Annotated in this window: 13 protein-coding genes and 3 rRNA genes; 13 read left to right on the plus strand and 3 right to left on the minus strand. The window is 64.9% G+C overall.

Annotated features, from left to right (window positions below; translation table 11 throughout):
- Nucleotides 1-120: 120 nt before the first annotated feature.
- The 7 genes from AOZ06_RS07965 (at nucleotide 121) to AOZ06_RS07995 (ending at nucleotide 11,038) form a co-directional block, all read left to right on the plus strand.
- A 16S ribosomal RNA gene (locus tag AOZ06_RS07965) occupies nucleotides 121-1,639 on the plus strand.
- A 326-nt stretch (nucleotides 1,640-1,965) separates the two neighbouring features.
- A 23S ribosomal RNA gene (locus tag AOZ06_RS07970) occupies nucleotides 1,966-5,084 on the plus strand.
- A 90-nt stretch (nucleotides 5,085-5,174) separates the two neighbouring features.
- A 5S ribosomal RNA gene (gene rrf, locus AOZ06_RS07975) occupies nucleotides 5,175-5,291 on the plus strand.
- Together the 16S, 23S and 5S rRNA genes form the textbook arrangement of a ribosomal RNA operon.
- A 606-nt stretch (nucleotides 5,292-5,897) precedes the next feature.
- Nucleotides 5,898-6,644, plus strand: a complete 747-nt coding sequence (locus tag AOZ06_RS07980; RefSeq protein WP_054288849.1) for a type 1 glutamine amidotransferase — start codon at nucleotides 5,898-5,900, stop codon at nucleotides 6,642-6,644.
- 128 nt (nucleotides 6,645-6,772) lie between these two features.
- The gene (locus tag AOZ06_RS07985; protein ID WP_054288850.1) at nucleotides 6,773-7,912 is read left to right on the plus strand and encodes an inorganic phosphate transporter; all 1,140 of its coding nucleotides are present in this window, start codon (nucleotides 6,773-6,775) and stop codon (nucleotides 7,910-7,912) included.
- Nucleotides 7,912-8,097 carry a hypothetical protein gene (locus AOZ06_RS07990; protein WP_054288851.1) on the plus strand — a complete coding sequence of 62 codons (186 nt, stop codon included), beginning with the start codon at nucleotides 7,912-7,914 and terminating at the stop codon, nucleotides 8,095-8,097. Before AOZ06_RS07985 ends, AOZ06_RS07990 begins: the two co-directional genes overlap by 1 nt.
- A gap of 10 nt (nucleotides 8,098-8,107) precedes the next feature.
- Nucleotides 8,108-11,038: a bifunctional [glutamine synthetase] adenylyltransferase/[glutamine synthetase]-adenylyl-L-tyrosine phosphorylase gene (locus AOZ06_RS07995; protein WP_054288852.1), complete on the plus strand. Its 2,931-nt coding sequence runs from the start codon at nucleotides 8,108-8,110 to the stop codon at nucleotides 11,036-11,038.
- Between the two features lie 249 nt (nucleotides 11,039-11,287).
- Here AOZ06_RS07995 and AOZ06_RS08000 read toward each other — a convergent pair whose 3' ends face one another.
- Nucleotides 11,288-11,518: a hypothetical protein gene (locus AOZ06_RS08000; protein ID WP_054288853.1), complete on the minus strand. Its 231-nt coding sequence runs from the start codon at nucleotides 11,516-11,518 to the stop codon at nucleotides 11,288-11,290.
- A gap of 44 nt (nucleotides 11,519-11,562) precedes the next feature.
- Between AOZ06_RS08000 and AOZ06_RS08005 the strand changes: the two genes are divergently transcribed.
- Entirely contained in the window at nucleotides 11,563-12,111 is a 549-nt protein-coding gene (locus AOZ06_RS08005; RefSeq protein ID WP_054288854.1) for an isochorismatase family protein, read from the plus strand.
- Nucleotides 12,112-12,186: 75 nt separating this feature from the next.
- Here AOZ06_RS08005 and glnA read toward each other — a convergent pair whose 3' ends face one another.
- Entirely contained in the window at nucleotides 12,187-13,611 is a 1,425-nt protein-coding gene (gene glnA / locus AOZ06_RS08010) for a type I glutamate--ammonia ligase (RefSeq protein WP_054288855.1), read from the minus strand.
- Between the two features lie 178 nt (nucleotides 13,612-13,789).
- Here glnA and AOZ06_RS08015 point away from each other — a divergent pair, with 178 nt between their 5' ends.
- Both AOZ06_RS08015 and AOZ06_RS08020 read left to right on the plus strand, forming a co-directional pair.
- Nucleotides 13,790-14,263 (plus strand): RDD family protein, encoded by a 474-nt coding sequence (locus AOZ06_RS08015; RefSeq protein ID WP_054288856.1) that lies wholly within the window; start codon nucleotides 13,790-13,792, stop codon nucleotides 14,261-14,263.
- The gene (locus AOZ06_RS08020; RefSeq protein WP_054288857.1) at nucleotides 14,260-16,254 is read left to right on the plus strand and encodes a sensor histidine kinase; all 1,995 of its coding nucleotides are present in this window, start codon (nucleotides 14,260-14,262) and stop codon (nucleotides 16,252-16,254) included. Before AOZ06_RS08015 ends, AOZ06_RS08020 begins: the two co-directional genes overlap by 4 nt.
- On the opposite strand, the gene AOZ06_RS08025 is transcribed toward AOZ06_RS08020, so the two are convergent.
- Nucleotides 16,251-16,979, minus strand: a complete 729-nt coding sequence (locus AOZ06_RS08025) for a DUF4191 domain-containing protein (protein ID WP_054288858.1) — start codon at nucleotides 16,977-16,979, stop codon at nucleotides 16,251-16,253. The two genes, AOZ06_RS08020 and AOZ06_RS08025, sit on opposite strands and share 4 nt — an antisense overlap.
- Before the next feature lie 789 nt (nucleotides 16,980-17,768).
- Here AOZ06_RS08025 and AOZ06_RS08030 point away from each other — a divergent pair.
- The 3 genes from AOZ06_RS08030 (at nucleotide 17,769) to AOZ06_RS08040 (ending at nucleotide 20,917) form a co-directional block, all read left to right on the plus strand.
- Entirely contained in the window at nucleotides 17,769-19,859 is a 2,091-nt protein-coding gene (locus AOZ06_RS08030; RefSeq protein ID WP_054288859.1) for an ATP-dependent DNA helicase UvrD2, read from the plus strand.
- Between the two features lie 329 nt (nucleotides 19,860-20,188).
- Nucleotides 20,189-20,419: a hypothetical protein gene (locus tag AOZ06_RS08035; RefSeq protein ID WP_054288860.1), complete on the plus strand. Its 231-nt coding sequence runs from the start codon at nucleotides 20,189-20,191 to the stop codon at nucleotides 20,417-20,419.
- Between the two features lie 126 nt (nucleotides 20,420-20,545).
- A complete protein-coding gene (locus AOZ06_RS08040; protein ID WP_054296489.1) occupies nucleotides 20,546-20,917 on the plus strand; it encodes a WhiB family transcriptional regulator in 372 nt (123 codons plus the stop codon).
- Nucleotides 20,918-21,022 lie beyond the last annotated feature (105 nt).

The raw sequence follows: 21,022 nt of genomic DNA on the forward strand, positions 1-21,022 counted from the left end.
TGTGTCGATCTATTGAAAGCCAGTAGAGCTTTTATGAACCTCGTCGAGAGGTTCCTTTGAGATGGACAGATGGACCAGATGAGTTCTGGTTTGTCAGGACGTCGAACCTTTGACAAAGCATTGTTGGAGAGTTTGATCCTGGCTCAGGACGAACGCTGGCGGCGTGCTTAACACATGCAAGTCGAGCGGTAAGGCCCTTCGGGGTACACGAGCGGCGAACGGGTGAGTAACACGTGGGTAATCTGCCCTGCACTCTGGGATAAGCCCGGGAAACTGGGTCTAATACCGGATATGACCTCCAGTCGCATGGTTGGGGGTGGAAAGTTCCGGCGGTGCAGGATGAACCCGCGGCCTATCAGCTTGTTGGTGGGGTAATGGCCTACCAAGGCGACGACGGGTAGCCGGCCTGAGAGGGCGACCGGCCACACTGGGACTGAGACACGGCCCAGACTCCTACGGGAGGCAGCAGTGGGGAATATTGCGCAATGGGCGAAAGCCTGACGCAGCGACGCCGCGTGAGGGATGACGGCCTTCGGGTTGTAAACCTCTTTCGCCAGGGACGAAGCGAGAGTGACGGTACCTGGAGAAGAAGCACCGGCTGACTACGTGCCAGCAGCCGCGGTAATACGTAGGGTGCGAGCGTTGTCCGGAATTATTGGGCGTAAAGAGCTCGTAGGCGGTTTGTTGCGTCGGTCGTGAAAACCTGGGGCTTAACCCTGGGCTTGCGGTCGATACGGGCAGACTTGAGTTCGGTAGGGGAGACTGGAATTCCTGGTGTAGCGGTGAAATGCGCAGATATCAGGAGGAACACCGGTGGCGAAGGCGGGTCTCTGGGCCGATACTGACGCTGAGGAGCGAAAGCGTGGGGAGCGAACAGGATTAGATACCCTGGTAGTCCACGCCGTAAACGTTGGGCGCTAGGTGTGGGGCTCTTTCCACGGGTTCCGTGCCGTAGCTAACGCATTAAGCGCCCCGCCTGGGGAGTACGGCCGCAAGGCTAAAACTCAAAGGAATTGACGGGGGCCCGCACAAGCGGCGGAGCATGTGGATTAATTCGATGCAACGCGAAGAACCTTACCTGGGCTTGACATGCGCCAGACATCCCTAGAGATAGGGCTTCCCTTGTGGTTGGTGTGCAGGTGGTGCATGGCTGTCGTCAGCTCGTGTCGTGAGATGTTGGGTTAAGTCCCGCAACGAGCGCAACCCTCGTTCCATGTTGCCAGCGGGTAATGCCGGGGACTCATGGGAGACTGCCGGGGTCAACTCGGAGGAAGGTGGGGATGACGTCAAGTCATCATGCCCCTTATGTCCAGGGCTTCACACATGCTACAATGGCCAGTACAGAGGGCTGCGAGACCGTGAGGTGGAGCGAATCCCTTAAAGCTGGTCTCAGTTCGGATTGGGGTCTGCAACTCGACCCCATGAAGTCGGAGTCGCTAGTAATCGCAGATCAGCAACGCTGCGGTGAATACGTTCCCGGGCCTTGTACACACCGCCCGTCACGTCACGAAAGTCGGTAACACCCGAAGCCCACGGCCTAACCCCTTGTGGGAGGGAGTGGTCGAAGGTGGGACTGGCGATTGGGACGAAGTCGTAACAAGGTAGCCGTACCGGAAGGTGCGGCTGGATCACCTCCTTTCTAAGGAGCACATCACCTCACAGCACTAGTAAGCATCCGCAAGGGTGCCGAGCGGGTTGTGCAGGAGAACCATCTGCCGTGGCATGCGTTCACGGGGTGGAGCTCAAGAAACCGTGGAACTACTGGTCTTCCGCAGTCAATGCTGCAAATGGGTCGATACACTGTTGGGTCCTGAGGCAACACGCGTTGGCGTGCGAGGCTTCAGTGCTGACCGGAGTTACTCCGACTTGAAACCGTCGAGCGTTGGTTCGGTAGGTCTTGTCAGTGGTGAGTGGCTTTTCTGGTGTGGTGTTTGAGAACTGTACAGTGGATGCGAGCATCTTTGTGGTCAAGTTGTTAAGGGCATACGGTGGATGCCTTGGCATCAGGAGCCGATGAAGGACGTGGGAGGCTGCGATATGCCTCGGGGAGCTGTCAACCGAGCTGTGATCCGAGGATTTCCGAATGGGGAAACCCGGCACCCGTTATGGGGTGTCACCCGCACCTGAATATATAGGGTGTGTGGAGGGAACGCGGGGAAGTGAAACATCTCAGTACCCGTAGGAAGAGAAAACAACCGTGATTCCGTGAGTAGTGGCGAGCGAAAGCGGATGAGGCTAAACCTGCTGCGTGTGATACCTGACAGGGGTTGCGTAGTGGGGGTCGTGGGACCCACTGGGTCGGGCTGTCAACCGACCGGGGAGTCATAAAATCATGTTGCTAGTCGAATCGGTCTGGAAAGCCGAGCCGTAGAGGGTGAGAGTCCCGTAGGCGAAAGCGCGTGATCTTCCTTGGTGGTGTTCCCGAGTAGCAGCGAGCTCGTGGAATTTGCTGTGAATTTGGCGGGACCACCCGTTAAGCCTAAATACTTCCTGATGACCGATAGCGGACTAGTACCGTGAGGGAAAGGTGAAAAGTACCCCGGGAGGGGAGTGAAAGAGTACCTGAAACCGTGTGCCTACAAGCCGTCAGAGCCTTACGGGGTGATGGCGTGCCTTTTGAAGAATGAGCCTGCGAGTTAGTGCTGCGTGGCGAGGTTAACCCGTGTGGGGTAGCCGTAGCGAAAGCGAGTCTGAATAGGGCGTTGAGTCGCGTGGTCTAGACCCGAAGCGGAGTGATCTACCCATGGCCAGGGTGAAGCGCCGGTAAGACGGTGTGGAGGCCCGAACCCACCAGGGTTGAAAACCTGGGGGATGAGCTGTGGGTAGGGGTGAAAGGCCAATCAAACTCCGTGATAGCTGGTTCTCCCCGAAATGCATTTAGGTGCAGCGTCGTGTGTTTCTCATCGGGGGTAGAGCACTGGATGGTCTAGGGGGCCTACAAGCTTACCAAAATCAACCAAACTCCGAATACCGGTGAGTGAGAGCGCGGCAGTGAGACTGTGGGGGATAAGCTTCATAGTCGAGAGGGAAACAGCCCAGAACACCAGCTAAGGCCCCTAAGTGTGCGCTAAGTGGGAAAGGATGTGGGGTCGCCCAGACAACCAGGAGGTTGGCTTAGAAGCAGCCACCCTTGAAAGAGTGCGTAATAGCTCACTGGTCAAGTGGTCCTGCGCCGACAATGTAGCGGGGCTTAAGCGTACCGCCGAAGCTGTGTCATTCGTACATGTGATCCATTTGGTTCTTCGGAGTCTTATGCAGTCGTGCGGATGGGTAGGGGAGCGTCCTGTAGCCATGGAAGCGGCGACGGAAGTCAGCCGTGGAGGCTATGGGAGTGAGAATGCAGGCATGAGTAGCGAAAGCAGAGTGAGAACCTCTGCCGCCGGATGACCAAGGGTTCCTGGGCCAGGCTAATCCGCCCAGGGTAAGTCGGGACCTAAGGCGAGGCCGACAGGCGTAGTCGATGGACAACGGGTTGATATTCCCGTACCCGCGTGAACGCGCCCATGATGAGGCGGTTGATGCTAACCACCCAAAGCAGCTTTCTGAACCTTCGGGTGAGGTTTGTTGTGGAGCGTGGGAACCGATTCCGTATTAGTCAAGCGATGGGGTGACGCAGGAAGGTAGTTCCGCCAGTGAGTGGATTAACTGGTGTAAGCGTGTAGGGTCTGGTGTAGGTAAATCCGCACTGGGTGTATCCTGAGACGTGATGCGTAGCCGATTGAGGCGAAGTGGATGATCCTATGCTGCCGAGAAAAGCCTCTAGTGAGTGTTCAAGCGGCCCGTACCCTAAACCGACACAGGTGGTCAGGTAGAGAATACTAAGGCGTTCGGGTGAACTGTGGTTAAGGAACTCGGCAAAATGCCCCCGTAACTTCGGGAGAAGGGGGGCCGTGTGGCGTGAAGGGACTTGCTCCTGGAGCGTTGTGTGGCCGCAGAGACCAGCGAGAAGCGACTGTTTACTAAAAACACAGGTCCGTGCGAAGTCGTAAGACGATGTATACGGACTGACGCCTGCCCGGTGCTGGAACGTTAAGAGGACGGGTTAGTCACGTGAGTGGCGAAGCTCAGAATTTAAGCGCCAGTAAACGGCGGTGGTAACTATAACCATCCTAAGGTAGCGAAATTCCTTGTCGGGTAAGTTCCGACCTGCACGAATGGCGTAACGACTTCTCGGCTGTCTCAACCACAGGCCCGGTGAAATTGCACTACGAGTAAAGATGCTCGTTACGCGCGGCAGGACGGAAAGACCCCGGGACCTTTACTATAGCTTGGTATTGGTGCTCGGTTCGGCTTGTGTAGGATAGGTGGGAGACTGTGAAGCTCTGACGCTAGTTAGGGTGGAGTCATTGTTGAAATACCACTCTGGTCGAATTGGGTGTCTAACCTCGGACCATGATCTGGTTCAGGGACAGTGCCTGGTGGGTAGTTTAACTGGGGCGGTTGCCTCCCAAAGAGTAACGGAGGCGCTCAAAGGTTCCCTCAGCCTGGTTGGCAATCAGGTGTTGAGTGCAAGTGCACAAGGGGGCTTGACTGTGAGACTGACGGGTCGAGCAGGGACGAAAGTCGGAACTAGTGATCCGGCCATGGCTTGTGGAAGCGTGGTCGCTCAACGGATAAAAGGTACCCCGGGGATAACAGGCTGATCTTGCCCAAGAGTCCATATCGACGGCATGGTTTGGCACCTCGATGTCGGCTCGTCGCATCCTGGGGCCGGAGTAGGTCCCAAGGGTTGGGCTGTTCGCCCATTAAAGCGGTACGCGAGCTGGGTTTAGAACGTCGTGAGACAGTTCGGTCCCTATCCGCCGCGCGCGTAGGAGACTTGAGGAAGGCTGTCCCTAGTACGAGAGGACCGGGACGGACGAACCTCTGGTGTGCCAGTTGTTCTGCCAAGGGCATGGCTGGTTGGCTACGTTCGGAAGGGATAACCGCTGAAGGCATCTAAGCGGGAAGCTCGTTCCAAGATGAGGTCTCCCACCCCTTTGTGGGTTAAGGCTCCCAGCTAGACGACTGGGTTGATAGGCCAGAGATGGAAGCACGGTAACGTGTGGAGTTGACTGGTACTAATAGGCCGAGGACTTGCTCACAAAGATGTTACGCATCCACTGTACGGTTTCTGAAACACCAGACCGGGCGCTCTGTTGATTTAGGGCGTGGTCTGTTGAATTTCATAGGTTTGCGGTGGTTTTAGCGAAGAGGAAACGCCCGGTCCCATTCCGAACCCGGAAGCTAAGCTCTTCAGCGCCGATGGTACTGCACTGGGTACGGTGTGGGAGAGTAGGACACCGCCGCAATTAAATGTGGGAGGCCCGGTTCGCGGAAAGCGCGAACCGGGCCTCTTTTTATTGGCGTTTTCTGGGGGCCGAGCCCCCGGACCCCCATGGTGCGTGTTGTTTGATCCAGCGTTGGATGCGGTGGGCTTTACCAGCGCACCTTGAGACTTGGAAGGGCCCCGCAGCGACGCTGCGGGGCCCTTTCTGTTTCGGGCAAACGGAAACCTTGTTGGTGCGGTGGAGACGACGCTTCCTTGCTCACGGAGTGGTTTGGCAATTCACAGAGGGAGCCCTGCCGTCGATGGGCAGTCGGAGCCCCGCGACTCGCAGTGAGGGCGGATGGTCCTTTCGAGAGTGTGTTGCGGGTCGCACCGGTCTACACGCTGGCGAAGCAGTGGCTGCGGACGCGCGTCGGCCCTTACCGCCGCAGCCACGCCGTGGGCCGTCGATCGGGGACCGGGCGATGTGCCGATCTTCCTGATGTGGCCAACGCCACGCCCAACCACAGCTGTTCGGCGATCGGATACCGCTTTGTCGGTGACCCGGGCCGAGTGCAGGCCCAATCGCTGTCACACAACGAATGGGGCGTTCGGCGACCGGCCGAACAGAGGTTCTACCGTTGCAGGTATGACTCGCCTGCTCGTGATCCAGCCGGACGACTCCGACCCGGCGGCCAACCTCGGGGACTGGCTGGCCGCGGCCGGCGCGGACCTGCACGTGGTGCGCCCCTTCGCCGAGCCCCTGCCCGCGCTCGACGGCTATCAGGGCGTGGTGTGCCTCGGCGGCGAGATGGGCGCGTTGGACGACGTGAAACACCCGTGGCTCAAGGACGTGCGGCAGTTGCTGGCGTCCGCCACCGGTAACCGCGTCCCCGTGCTCGGGGTGTGCCTGGGCGGTCAGCTCCTGGCCGTTGCGACGGGTGGCCGGGTCGTCGTCGGCGACGCCGGGCCCGAGGTCGGGCCGTCGCTGGTTGCCAAGCGGGACCTGGCGTGGACCGATCCGCTGTTCGCCGACTGCCCGCTGATGCTCGACGTGATGCAGTTCCACGTCGACTCGATCGACCGGCTGCCGCCGGGAGCGGACCTGATGATGTCGTCGGGCAAGTACCCGAACCAAGCCTTCCGGGTCAACGGCTGCGCGTACGGCCTGCAGTTCCACATCGAGACGACCACCGACATCGTGCTCAAGTGGGCCGAGATGGGCCCACAGGCCGCCGCGACCGCGCGGCCAGGGGCGCTCGAGCGGGAGAACCTCGACACAGTGCACGCCGAGATCGCGGAGGCCTGGGAGCCGATCGCTGCCCGGTTTGTACGACTCGCCTCCGGTGAACTGCCGCTCGCGGACCGGGATCGCACCAAGCTCCCGCTGCTGTGAAACGAAAACACGCCCGTTTCGGGTAGTTCCCGGGCGTGTCACCCGTTCTCGCTGGTCCCATCGTTGCGTTCACTCTCCGGTTAGGTAGCGTTCACACGCAAGTGACCTTCAAACCCGGAGGGGCAGGCGTGGATCCCGCGCTTCTCGTCGTAGTGGTCGTGGCCACCGCATTGGCTTTCGACTTCACCAACGGCTTCCACGACACGGCCAACGCGATGGCCACCTCGATCGCGACCGGCGCGCTGCGACCCAGAACCGCCGTCGCTTTATCCGCAGTACTCAACCTCGTCGGGTCCTTCCTGTCCGTCGAGGTGGCCAAGACGATCTCCGGCGGCATCGTCGACGACGCCAGGATCACTCCGGCGGTCATCTTCGGCGGCCTGATCGGCGCGATCATCTGGAACCTGATCACCTGGTACGTCGGGCTGCCGTCCAGTTCGTCGCACGCCCTGTTCGGCGGCCTGATCGGCGCCACGTGGGTGGCGAGCGGGATCGACGCAGTGCACTTCGCCAAGGTCGTCGAGAAGGTCCTGGTGCCCGCGGTCGCGGCGCCGCTCGTCGCTGGTGTCGTCGCCGCAGGCGCGACCTACCTGACGTACCGGCTGACCAGGAACGGCGACGCCGGCACCGTGGCGCGCGGCTACAAAGCCGGGCAGGTGGTGTCCGCGTCCCTGGTCTCGCTGGCGCACGGCACCAACGACGCGCAGAAGACCATGGGCATCATCACGCTGACGCTGATCGCGTCCGGGTCGCTCACCGCGGGCTCGGGACCACCCGTCTGGGTGATCATCAGCGCCGGCGTGGCGATCGCGCTCGGCACGTACCTCGGCGGCTGGCGGATCACGCACACGCTCGGCAAGAAGCTGACCACCATCGAACCGCCGCAGGGGTTCGCCGCCCAGACCAGCTCTGCCGTGGTGATCCTGGCTTCGTCACACGTCGGTTTCGCGTTGTCGACAACCCACGTGTGCTCCGGTGGCGTGATGGGATCCGGCCTCGGTCGTGCGCCGGGCGGTGTGCGTTGGGGCGTGTTCGGGCGTATGGCGCTCGCGTGGCTCATCACGCTGCCCGCCGCGGGAGCCGTCGGCGCCATCGCGGGCATGGTGGCGCAGCAGGGCACCTTCGGGGTCGTCGCTGTCGCCGCCGTGGGAATCCTGGTGTCGCTGGCGATCTGGCTCGCGTCGCGGCGGCGCCCGGTCCGGCCGGAGCACGTGGTCGACGAGATCGCGCCACAGGCCGCGCCACACGAGATCAAGGAGGCGGCCTGATGCAGATCAACTGGGCTGCTCTCGGGAGTGTTCTGCTGGTCAGCATCGTGGCGAGTCTGCTGGTCACCGTGCTGTTCGCGGTCGGCATCGTGGCCAAGGGCCGTGGCAAGCTCGCCATGGCCTACGGCAGCTTCGCGGTGTGCGGAGCGGTGACCTTGCTCGGGATCGCGGTCATTCTGGCGTAGTTTTACGGTGATGGCTGATCGCGCGCGTACCGTCACGTCCCCCGCCCGGTTCGGGCTCACGGACGACCGTGCCGACGCTGCGCTGAGAGCGGTCGGGTGGTGGGGCGACGGCGGTCCGGTGCAGGGCGCGGAACGCCTGCTGGCCGCGTTGTCCCGCAGTCCCGATCCCAACCTCGCGCTGCGTGGGATCGACCGGCTGCGGGAATCCGGTCCGTGGACCGAGATCGACGCTGCCCTGCGCGACGACGTCCGCCTGCGCGGCAAGCTGATCGCCGTGCTCGGCGCGTCGACAGCGCTCGCGGACTTCCTCGTCGCGAACCCGGACAGCTGGCGAACGCTGAGCACCGGTGACCGGCCCGACCTGATCGCGGTCGTCGAGGGCCTGACCGGGCCGGACGCGGTCAAAGCGCTGCGGGCCGCCTACCGGGAGCAGTTGCTCCTGATCGCGGCGGACGACCTGGGTCACCTGGTCGAACCCGAACTGGCCGCGCCTGCGTACGACGACGTGGCCGCTCGCCTGACCACGCTCGCCGAGGAGGCGCTGCGTGCCGCGCTCGTGGTCGCACAGACCGAGACCGGCCCGAACGACGCGCGGCTCGCGGTCATCGCCATGGGCAAGTGCGGTGGCCGTGAGCTCAACTACGTCAGCGACGTCGACGTGGTGTTCGTCGGCGAGGACGACCTTGACGTGGCGACCCGCCTGGCCAGCCGGATGATGACGGTCGCGGGAGCGGCCTGCTTCGAAGTGGACGCCGCGCTGCGGCCGGAAGGCAAAGCAGGCGCGTTGGTGCGCACCCTGGAAGGGCACACGGCGTACTACCGCCGGTGGGCGCGGACCTGGGAGTTCCAGGCGCTGCTCAAGGCCCGGCCGGTCGCGGGCGACGCGGAACTGGGCGCGGCCTATTTGGACGTTGTCCGGCCGATGGTGTGGACCGCCGCCGACCGCGACGGCTTCGTGGCCGACGTGCAGAAGATGCGGCGCCGCGTCGAGGAGCACGTGCCCGCCGAGCTCGTCGAGCGCGAGCTGAAACTCGGCCGTGGCGGACTGCGGGACGTCGAGTTCGCCGTGCAGCTGCTCCAACTCGTGCACGGCCGCAGCGACGACACATTGCGCCTCGGCTCGACCACGGTCGCGCTGGCCGCGTTGGGCGCGGGTGGCTATGTCGGTCGTGCGGACGCGGCGGGGCTAGGGGAGTCGTACCGGTTCCTGCGTACGTTGGAGCACCGTCTCCAGCTGCAGAAGCTTCGACGTACACACCTGTTCCCCGACGAGAACGACATCTTCGACCTGCGCTGGCTCGCGCGTGCCGCAGGCGTACGGCCCGACCGCGGCCGTGCCGAGGAACAGGTCCTGCTGTCCGAGTTCAGACGGCACGCCAACCGTGTGCGCCGCCTGCACGAGAAACTGTTCTACCGGCCCCTGCTGGAGGCGGTCGCGAACGTACCGACCGAGGCGCTGCGACTGACCGCGACGGAAGCAGCTGCGCGTCTCGGAGCGCTCGGCTACGCCAGCCCGGAAGGCGCGCTGAACCACATCTCCGCGCTCACCAGCGGTGTCTCGCGGCGCGCGGCGATCCAAGGCGCGCTGTTGCCCGTGCTGCTCGACCTGCTCGCGCACACGCCGGATCCTGACGGCGGGTTGTTGTCGTACCGCAAGATGTCCGAAGCCCTGGCCACGACGCCCTGGTACCTGCGGTTGTTGCGTGACGAAGGAGCCGTGGTCGAGCGGATCGCCCAACTGCTGGGCACGTCCAAGCTCGTGCCGGAGATGGTGGCGCGCGCACCGGAGGTCCTGCGTCTGCTCGCCGACACGAACGAACTCGCAGGCCGTGACCCCGGCGAAGTGGCGCATTCGCTGCGCACGGCCGTAGGGCGGCACCGTGATCTACGCGGCGCCGTCACCGCTGCCAGGTCACTGCGACGGCACGAGATCGCGCGAGTCGCGTGCGCCGATTTGCTCGGGCTGATGGAGACACCCGTTGTGTGCGTGGCGCTGTCGAGCGTATGGGTCGCGGTGTTGCAGTCCGCGCTCGCCGCGGCCGAGCGGGAGAAGGCCGTGGAGCACGGCGGCTGGCCCAAGGCGAAGATCGCGATCATCGGCATGGGCCGGCTCGGCGGTGCCGAACTGGGCTACAACTCGGACGCGGACGTCATGTTCGTGTGCGAGGCCGTCGAAGGCGTCGGCGACGACGAGGCCGTGAAGTTCGCGTCCTCGGTTGTCGAGTCGCTGCGCCGTGCGCTGGGCGCGCCCAGCCAGGACCCGCCGCTGGAAGTCGACGTCGGGCTGCGGCCGCAAGGCAGGCAAGGGCCGCTCGTGCGGACGCTGAACTCGTATGTCGCGTACTACCGGCAATGGAGCGAAGTCTGGGAAGCTCAGGCGTTGCTGCGGGCTGCGTTCGTCGCGGGCGACGCGGACCTGGGCATCCGGTTCGTCGAAGCCGTCAACGAATTCCGTTACCCCAAAGGCGGTTTGGACACCACGAGCGTGCGCGAGATCCGTCGCATCAAGGCTCGTGTGGACACTGAACGCCTGCCGCGCGGGGCCGACCCCACCACGCACACCAAGCTGGGCCGCGGTGGCCTCGCCGACATCGAATGGACCGTGCAGCTGTTGCAACTGCAGCACGCGCACGAGATACCTGCGTTGCGTACCACGGCGACGCTCGAAGGCCTTGTGGCAGCGGAACAGGCTGACCTGATCACGTCCGAGGACGCGGCGGAACTGCGTGCCGCGTGGCTGCTGGCGACCAGCGTCCGCAACGCCGCCACCCTGGTGCGTGGCAAGCAGACCGACCAGGTACCGACATCCGGGCGTGAACTGCTCGCCGTGGCAAGCGCTTTGGGCTACCCGAGCGACGCGGACCCCGGCGAGTTCCTCGATTCCTACCGCCGCACAACGCGTCGCGCGCGCGCCGTCGTGGAGCGGATCTTCTACGACTAGAGCCGCCACCAACCCGTCGAGCGGTGGCACCGGGCAGACCGCCGGGGCGCGAGGGGTCCACGCACGAAAGGCTCGCCGGCCGGCCCTCGTGCTGCGCGCGTCGGTGAAGATGGCCGACCGGCGAGTCCGATGGACTCGGCCCAGGACGAGTCGGGGTGCCCGGGGCCGAGCCACGCTCTCGTGATCCGTTCGTTACTTCATACGAGCGGACGCCGTGCGCCGGTTCACCCGAGTTCCCAACCGGCGACCTCAGCGATCGGCCGGTGATCCCGAGCTGCCGAGCTGCCGTTCGACCCAGGCGAGGTACACGGGAAGGCGGTGGTCGAGGCTGAACGGGTCGAGGTCGGTGCCGGCGATTTGCTTGGCAAGGTCCGGCCACTGTCGCTGCAGGGCGTTCATGTGCGCCTGCCCCTCCCGCTGCTGGGGGTCCTCCCGCAGAACCCGCTCGACCAGGTCGAGATAAAGGCTGACTTCATCCACACGAGACTCCCAAAATTGTCGGTGGGTGAGCCTAGAGTGCGCTCATGACGACACTGCCCAACCGCCCGAACACAGCGCTGCTGGTGGTAGACGTCCAGAACGGAGTGGTGGACGGAAGCCACAACCGGGACGAGATAGTGGCCAACATCAACGCACTGGTAGCCAAAGCCAGAGCGGAGAACGTCCCGGTGGTCTGGGTGCAGCACGAGGACGAAGGCCTGAAACGGGACAGCGAAGCCTGGCACCTGGTCCCGGACCTGAAGCCCGACGAAGCAGAGCCACTGGTGCACAAGCGCTACGGAGACTCCTTCGAGGACACGGAGCTGGAAACCCACCTGGCGAACCTGAACGTAGGCCGCCTGGTGGTAACCGGCGCCCAAACCGACGCTTGTGTCCGGTCAACGCTGCACGGCGCGTTCGTCCGCGGCTATGACACAACGCTGGTAGCGGACGCCCACACAACCGAGGACCTCACGGCTTACGGCGCCCCACCCGTGCCCCAGGTCATCGCCCACACGAACTTGTACTGGGACCACCAGCGGGCCCCGGGCCGCCAGGCGTCGGCGACCCCCACGGCGGACATCACGTTCTGACGCCCCGAACGCGATCAGGCCGGGTGATCGAGACAGCTCGATCACCCGGCCAGGTGTCTTACGGCGTACTACCGATCAGACGTCGTAGTACAGGGCGAACTCGTACGGGTGCGGGCGCAGGCGCAGCGGGTCGATCTCGTGCTCGCGCTTGAAGGCGATCCACGTCTCGATCACGTCCGGCGTGAAGACGCCGCCCTCGAGCAGGAACTCGTGGTCGGCCTCGAGCGTGTCCAGCACGGTGCCCAGGTCGGCGGGGACCTGCTTGACGTTCTTGGCCTCTTCCGGCGGGAGCTCGTAGAGGTCCTTGTCGATCGGGGCCGGCGGCTCGATCTTGTTCTTGATGCCGTCGAGGCCTGCCATCAGCATCGCGCTGAAGGCCAGGTACGGGTTGCCGGACGAGTCGGGGCAGCGGAATTCGATGCGCTTGGCCTTCGGGTTGTTGCCCGTGATCGGGATACGCACGCAGGCCGAACGGTTGCGCTGCGAGTAAACCAGCGACACCGGCGCCTCATAGCCCGGCACCAGGCGGTGGTACGAGTTCACCGTCGGGTTCGTGAACGCCAGCAGCGACGGCGCGTGGTGCAGGATTCCACCGATGTAGTGACGCGCCGAGTCGGAGAGACCCGCGTAGCCGGACTCGTCGTGGAACAGCGGCTCGCCGTCCTTCCACAGCGACTGGTGGGCGTGCATGCCCGACCCGTTGTCGCCGTACAGCGGCTTCGGCATGAAGGTCGCGGTCTTGCCCGCCGCCCACGCCGTGTTCTTCACGATGTACTTGAACAGCTGCAGGTCGTCCGCGGCGTGCAGCAGCGTGTTGAACTTGTAGTTGATCTCCGCCTGCCCGGCCGTGCCCACCTCGTGGTGGCCGCGCTCGACCGTGAAGCCCGCGTCCGCCAGGTTCAGGGAGATCTGGTCACGCAGGTCGGCGAAGTGGTCCACCGGCGGCACCGGGAAGTAGCCGCCCTTGAACTTCGTCTTGTACCCGCGGTTGCCGCCTTCCTCGTCGGCTCCCGTGTTCCACCAGCCCTCGACCGAGTCGATCTCGTGGAAGGAGCCGTTCTCGGCGTTGTCGAAGCGCACCGAGTCGAAGATGTAGAACTCCGCCTCCGGGCCGAAGTACGCCGTGTCGGCGATGCCGGACTCGTTGATGTACTGCTCCGCCTTGCGCGCGATGTTGCGCGGGTCACGGCTGTAGGGCTCTTTGGTGAACGGGTCGTGCACGAAGAAGTTCAGGATCAGCGTCTTGTTGATCCGGAAGGGGTCGAGCCTGGCCGTGTAGGGGTCCGGCAGCAGCAGCATGTCCGACTCGTGGATCGACTGGAAACCACGAACCGAGGACCCGTCGAAGGCCAGGCCGTCCTCGAACGCCGAAGCGTCGAAGGACTCGGCGGGCACCGTGAAGTGCTGCATGATGCCGGGCAGATCGCAGAACCGGACATCGACGAACCGAACCTGCTCGTCCTTGATGAAGCGCAAGACCTCGTCGGGGCTGTTAAACACGCTCGTAGGCTCCTTACTCAGTGCTTGGCGCCGACGGGCGCCCCACTTCCGTCGTGAAGCTATGAGCGTGGTGTTGCCCGACCGTCACCCGGGTGTTTCGCCGATGTTAACGAGCGTGCGGATGTCGCAAATGTCGACCGTTGGACGCCACCGGGTGACGTCGTTCTACTCTGGTGGGGTGACAAGGTGGACCGGATCGTGGTTGTCCGGGCCCCGCGCCGCGCTCGAGCCCGGCGCGGACGCAGGCGACCGTCCCGAACAGAGTTACCCCGGTGAGCGTCTGGGCCTGGTCAAGGAGGGCCCCGGCTCGGTGGCGGGCACAGGTGTCCGCGCGCTCGCGCTGTTGATCGACGCCGTGCTGGCCGGCCTGGTCGCCGGTCTGTTCACCGCGCCTGAGCTGCCCCGCAACTGGAGCCTGCTGGCCTGGTTCGTCATCACGGCCGTCGCCGTGTCCTTCTTCGGGTTCACCCCCGGCATGAAGGTGCTCGGCATCCGTGTGGCGAGGCTCGGCGAGAACCCGATGGTCGGGCCCTTGCGCGCCGTGCCGAGGACGCTGCTGGTCGCGTTGATCATCCCCGCCGTGATCTGGGACGCCGACCGCAGAGGACTGCACGACAAGCTCTTCGGCACGGTGGTCGTGCGCACCCGTTGACCGGCCGGCTGGTCGCCGCGGGCCTCGGGGTCCTGGGGCTGGTCACCGGTGTGACGGCCGCGGTCGTCACCGAGACGAACAAGGCATGGGGCTACTCCGGCTACGCCGCCATGCCCCTCGACGTGGAGATCGCGATCTTCTACGCCGCCATGGGCATCCTGGTGACGTGGCGCAAACCGGGCAATCTGGTCGGCTGGGCACTGGTCGCGATCGCCGCGTGGGACGGCGTGATGGCGTTGCTGACCGCGCTGGTCGGCGCGTTCGACTCGCCGGACGACCCGTTCGTCCGGGTCATCATGCCGATCCAGCACGCGCTGTGGGCGCCGCCGATCTGGGCGATCGCCACCCTGCTGCCCTTGATCTACCCCGACGGCCGGTTGCCGAGCAGGCGCTGGTGGTGGGCGGTCGGGTTCGCGGTGCTCGGGACCGTCGCGTACGTGCTCGGTCTCACACTGGCCGAAGGCGTGCACGGCAGCAAATACACCGTGCCCAACACTGCTGCCGTCCCGGAGCTGCAAGGACTGGCGCACGTCCTGACCGAGACGGGCGAGTGGATCCTGATCACCGCGTCGGTGATCGCGCTGCTCAGCCTGGCGATCAGGTGGCGCCACGCGACGGGCGTGCGGGGGCGTCGCCTCGCCCTGATGCTGTGGGTGCTGCTTTTCGCTGGGGCACAAGCGGTTGTCCGTGAGTTCGTGCCGATGCCGCAGGTCGTGCACCACGTCCTCGAAGTTCTCGCGGCGGCGCTCGTACCCATGGCGGTCGCTATCGCGGTCACCCGTGACCGGCTGTACGACTTGGACCTGGCGGTACGCCGTGTGGTCGCGAACCTGGTCGTCGCGGTCAGCCTCCTCGCGTCCTACCTCGGTTTCTTCGCCGTCTGGTCGTTCGTCGCGCCGGTGGACAGCGTGTTCGAGGCGGGGATCATGGGCGCGATCGTGTTCCCGTTCGCCCTGCTGCTGACGCGATGGGTCCGTCAGGTCGCGTGGGGACGGCGTGTCGACATCGTCGAAGCCGCAACCGCACTGGGTCAACGGATGCGTGACCGGATCGCAGTGTCCGAAGTGCCCGCGGCGGTGTGCGAGGAGATCGTCAACTCGCTGCACCTGCGCTTCGCCCGGCTGGAACTGGACACCGTCGACGGCGTGCGCAAGCTGGCAGAGGTCCGGAAATCCGCCGACGACGGAGCCGAGCCGGTGACGTTCGACCTCTGGCACCGCGGCACGGTCGTCGGCCGCCTGCTCGTGATGCCGCGGGAGGGACGGACGCACCTGGACGAGACGCTGGCCCAGGCACTCGCGTCGCTCGCGGACCAAGTCGCGCCCGTCGTAGCCGCGCTGCGGTTGGACGAAGAACTGCTACGCAGCCGAGAACAGCTGGTCACGGCACGCGAAGAAGAACGGCTACGGCTGCTACGCGACCTGCACGACGACGTGGGGCCAACCCTCGCGGGTATCCGGTTACAACTCGACGCGGTCCGTGCGAAATTGCCGGACGACGCACCCGCGATCGAACTGATGGACCGTGCGGTGACCGCGATCCATGACGCCCTCGGGATCGTGCGCCGGGTCGCGTACCGGCTGAGACCGCCGGAGCTGGAAACACTGGGGCTGGTCGGAGCGCTTCGCGAGCTGGCGGTCTTCCTGTCCGGTCCGACGCTGAAGGTCGACACCCGCCTGCCGGACGACGTGTCCGCGTTGTCGCAGTCCATCGAGGTGGCCGCGTACCGAATCGTCGCCGAAGCCCTGACCAACGTGGTCAAGCACGCCCGTGCGACCTCGGCGTCGATCAGCCTGGCGATCAACGGCGACACAGTGGTGCTGGAAATCAAGGACGACGGCGTCGGGCTACCCACCGACGCCGACAACGAAGGCATGGGACTGCGGTTCATGGCCCAGCGCGCGCAGGAGATAGCTGGCGAGTTCTCCTGCCGCGCCACGGACCACGGAACGACAGTTCGCGCTGTACTTCCGTTACGAAATCGTGCCTAACGGCGACGGATGGTGCGCTGCACGTTGCGCATCTTCGCGCCCTGCGGCATCGGGCCCTTCGGCAGCGCGGCGCCCCGGCTGGCCAGCGCGGACAGCCGCTTCTCGATCGCGTCGACCTGCTTGGGGTTGAGGTTGCGCGGCAGCTTCATCAGCCGGGACTGCAACTTGCCCAGCGGAACCTGACCCTCTTCGTTGCCGATGATCAGGTCGTAGATGGGGGTGTCACCCACAAGCCGCGAGATGCGCTTCTTCTCCTGCGCGAGCAGCGTCTTCACCCGATGCGGCGCGCCCTCGGCAACCAGCACGATGCCAGGACGCCCAAGAACGCGGTGCACAGCGTCCAACTGGGTCGTCGCGGCGACGGTGGGAGTGACACGCCAGCCACGCTTGAGGTTGTCCAACGCCCACGCACCCGCACCCGGCTGGCCATCAGCCTTGGCGAACACGTTCTTCTGCACCCGGCGACCGAACACGATCACGGCACCGAGCACACCGAACATGATGCCGACCGGCAGCGCCATCCACTGGATGTCGAGCAGCATGCCGAGCAGGAAGACCACAGCGGTGATCACCAGGAAGACGCCGAGCATCCACGGGATCAGCAGCTTGTCTTCCTTGCGCTGCATCTTGAAGGCCTGCCAGATCTGGCTCCGCTTAGCCTTCGACTCAGCCTTGCGCGCGGCCTTCGCCGCCTTGAGGGCTTCCTTGTCCTGCTTACCAGCCATGAATACCAGGATACGGGCCGACCGAAACCACACGAACGGACCGCTCCACCAGCCGCACACCGCCCAAGAACCACCACGCCCCACCCATCCCGCGTAGTGATCGTTAAAAAGCGCGAGGAACCTGCTCAGGCCGCGCGGGCCGACGGACACCAAAGCCCCGTGCACGAGCGCGAAGGCTGCCCACCCGGCCGGTGCGAGCCCGTCCGGCCAGCGACAGCCCACCGGGATGAGTTGCTTGCCTGGTCGGTCGAACGCCACCAGCCCACGACAACAAACGCGCAGACGCAGGCCAAGCACAGCGGCGAGCGCGCAAGCGCAGAGAAGGGCTTCGGGGTGCTCCTGCCCGTCGGCCTGGGCTACGCCAACCACGGTCTGTCAGAGGGTCCGCCCACTCAGACCAACACACGGCGAGAGCGAAACGGACCTCTTGACAGTCCGTGGTTCCCTCCGAGCAGGCCGACGGGCAGGAGCGCCCACGCCCAAAACACACCAAGAGCTCAGCTCTGGCGAGGGAGAAGACCCGTCACAAGGCTCCTGCCCAGAGGTCAGCCTCCCGGCGAGGGACCAGGCTTGTTCCGTGCAAAAACCACAACAAGAAGCCCTAGCACCTATACAAACAGTCCCCCACCCAACCCGGGGGGCGTCCCTGCTCCAGTCTAACGGGGAAACAGCAGGTCAAGCAGGCTACCGGCCAGTTGTGGACAACAAGATTTGACGATGGTCCATTCGCACCGACACGCCAGGCGATCGCGTTGACGGCGCCGTGGCGGGCTCTGTCAGGATGCAAGCATGGTCGGCGAAGCAGAAAAAAACCTCTTGGAGGGCTTGGATCCGGACCAGCGTGCGGCTGTGCAGGCCCCGCGCGGACCGGTCTGCGTGCTCGCCGGCGCGGGTACCGGCAAGACCAGGACGATCACCCATCGGATCGCCTACCTCGTGCACACCGGGCACGTCGCCGCCGGGCAGGTGCTCGCGGTGACGTTCACCAACCGCGCGGCGGGCGAGATGCGCACGCGGTTGCGGGCGCTTGGCATCCCAGCGGCCCAGGCCCGCACGTTCCACAGTGCCGCGTTGCGTCAGCTGCGGTATTTCTGGCCGCGTGTCGTCGGTGACGCGCCGTGGGATCTGATCGAGGGCAAGCTTCGCCTGGTCGGCCAGGCCGCGCACAAGGTCGGCGCGCCGACCGAGGTCGAGGTTCTGCGGGACTTGGCCAGTGAGATCGAGTGGGCGAAGGCGTCGCTGATCTCGCCGGACGACTACCCGGAGTCTGTCCGTCGCCGTCACCGCACGCCGCCGGTTCCCGCCGAGCAGGTCGTGAAGGTCTACCAGGGCTACGAGCGGCTCAAGAACCAGGCGAAACTCCTCGACTTCGACGACCTGCTGCTGCACACCGCCGCGGTGCTCGAGGACCACGCCCAGGTCGCCGAGGAGTTCCGTGAGCGCTACCGCTGTTTCGTCGTCGACGAGTACCAGGACGTCACGCCCCTGCAGCAACGCGTGCTCAACGGTTGGCTCGGGCAACGTGACGATCTGACGGTCGTCGGCGACGCGAACCAGACCATCTATTCGTTCGCGGGTGCGTCGCCGAGGCCGCTGCTGGAGTTCACGCGGCGCTTCCCCGACGCGAGCGTGGTCCGGCTGGAACGCGACTACCGCTCGACTCCGCAGGTGGTCACGCTCGCCAACCAGGTCATCGCCGCGGCGCGCGACCGGCCAGCCGGTTCGCGGCTCAAACTGATCGGCCAGCGTGCGGCTGGGCCCGTGCCGCAGTTCAACGAGTACGACGACGAGCCCGCTGAGGCGAACGCCGTGGCCAAGCGGATCAAGGACTTGGTCGACGCCGGGACGCCGTTGAGCGAGATCGCCGTGCTCTACCGCGTCAACGCCCAGTCCGAGGTGTTCGAGCAGGCTCTTACCGAGGCCGGGATCCCATACCTGGTGCGTGGTGGCGAGCGGTTCTTCGAGCGCCAAGAGGTCAGGCAGGCCATGTCGGCTCTCCGGATGGCCAGCGCCGACGCGCCCGGAGGCGAACTGCCGGAATTGGTGCGCCGCTCGCTGGAGCGCGTGGGGCTGACGGCCGAGCCACCGTCCGGTGGGTCGGCGCGGGAGCGGTGGGAATCGCTGTTGGCCATCGTCGAGTTGGCCGAGGAACTGACGGCCACGCTTGAAGGCGCGGACCTGCCGAGGTTCGTCGCCGAGCTGGAGACGCGCGCGGCCGCGCAGCACCCGCCGACTGTCGAAGGCGTCACCTTGGCCTCGCTGCACGCGTCCAAGGGCCTGGAGTGGGACGTGGTTTTCCTGATCGGGCTCGTCGACGGCACGCTGCCGATCCAGTTCGCCGATGGCGACGAGGCCGCGGTCGAAGAAGAACGCCGGCTGCTGTACGTCGGCGTGACGCGTGCTCGTGAGCACCTGTGGTTGTCGTGGTCGTTGTCCCGCTCGCCGGGGGGACGGCGGCACCGGCGTCGCTGCCGTTTCCTCTACGGTCTGATCCCCGACGACCACCCCACCGCCCGTGTCGTGCGGAACAACCAGCACAACCACAGCAAGGGGCCCGCGCCGAAACTGTCATGCCGTATCTGTGGGCGGTCGCTGGTCGGCACGGTCGCGACCAAGCTCGGCCGGTGCACGGACTGTCCGTCGGATGTGGACGAGGAGCTGCTCAGCAGGCTGCGTGACTGGCGGATGACTCGTGCCAAGGAGCTCAAGGTGCCCGCTTTCGTCGTGTTCACCGACGCGACGTTGATGGCGATCGCCGAACAGCGTCCCCGCGATCCGGCCGGCCTGGTGTCGATCTCCGGGATCGGCGCGGCCAAGCTCGACCGGTTCGGTGGTGACGTGCTCGCATTGGTCAATGACGGGCCCGCGGCCGCGGGGTGAGCTGCCTCGAGCAGTTCCTCGGCCGGAAGTGGGCCCTACGTGGTGTTCCTGGCCTGATCGAGCGGAAGAACCTTGTTGAGGTGAGCCGCTCCCCGTGGTTGCGTGGCAGTCCGGTCGACGGCGCGTGACCGGTCGGCGACGGTAAACGCCCTGGTTGACGCCTTATGTCGCCCGATCGGGCGGTACTGTGACCGGCGTCACGGGATTCTGTCAAAAACCTGTTGCGAGGACCCCAGTACCACCAATAACCTGCAGTAGCCGGGCCGAGAAGGTCCGAAGTTTTCAAGTCTCCGGCGGAGACAACGGTTGAGAAGGGGGGCGAGTCAACGGTGAAGAATTACACACTCATCTGTGACGCTCCCGGCCTCCCGTTGTCGAAGGGTTCGCTGACGCACGCCGAATGGCGGAAGAACGAGCGCCTGTCCGCGGTCAAGATCCGTGGAGGCGCCCTGCTGATCGCGCCCAAGCAGATGTCGACCCAGGGGACCAGTGTGCGCACGGTCCAGACCGGCGATTTCCCATACTTTCCAGTCCGCGCTGAAGCGCAGGGCCTGACCTAGGTCAGGAACCCTCAGGCTCACGAAGGCCGCGGACCCGGAAACGGATCCGCGGCCTTCGTGTTTTTGTTGTCCCACAAAGAAAACAGCACCAACTCCACACACATGAAACGACAGGAGCTCCACCAGATGTCTCCGATCGCTGTCCCTCAAACCGAGGGCAGATCACTCGACAACCCCATCGACTTGGCGGAGGCGGGAATGACCGGCCTGCTCGACGCTGCACCCTTGGCAGGGCTCGACTTGCCTTGCCGCTCAGCCACCAACCCCGACCTGTGGTTCGCGGAGGCACCTGCCGACCTCGAGCGGGCGAAGCAGCTCTGCGGAGCTTGCCCCGTCCGTGCCGAGTGCCTGGCCGGCGCGGTCGCGCGGCACGAGCCGTGGGGCGTTTGGGGTGGCGAGATCTTCGAGCGCGGTGTCGTGATCGCGCGGAAGAGGCCCCGTGGCCGTCCTCGCAAGGACGCGACCGTCGCGGCGAGCGCGCAGGGAGCAGCGGCATGACCCCGAAATCTGATCACACAGCCATCCCACAGGGAGTCAGCACGATGTTGCTTTATGAAGATCTCGCGAGATCCCGAATGCGCGAGGCGGAACAGGCAGCGAGCA

Origin of the sequence: Kibdelosporangium phytohabitans, from assembly GCF_001302585.1 — a bacterium.
In the GTDB taxonomy this organism is placed as follows: domain Bacteria; phylum Actinomycetota; class Actinomycetes; order Mycobacteriales; family Pseudonocardiaceae; genus Kibdelosporangium; species Kibdelosporangium phytohabitans.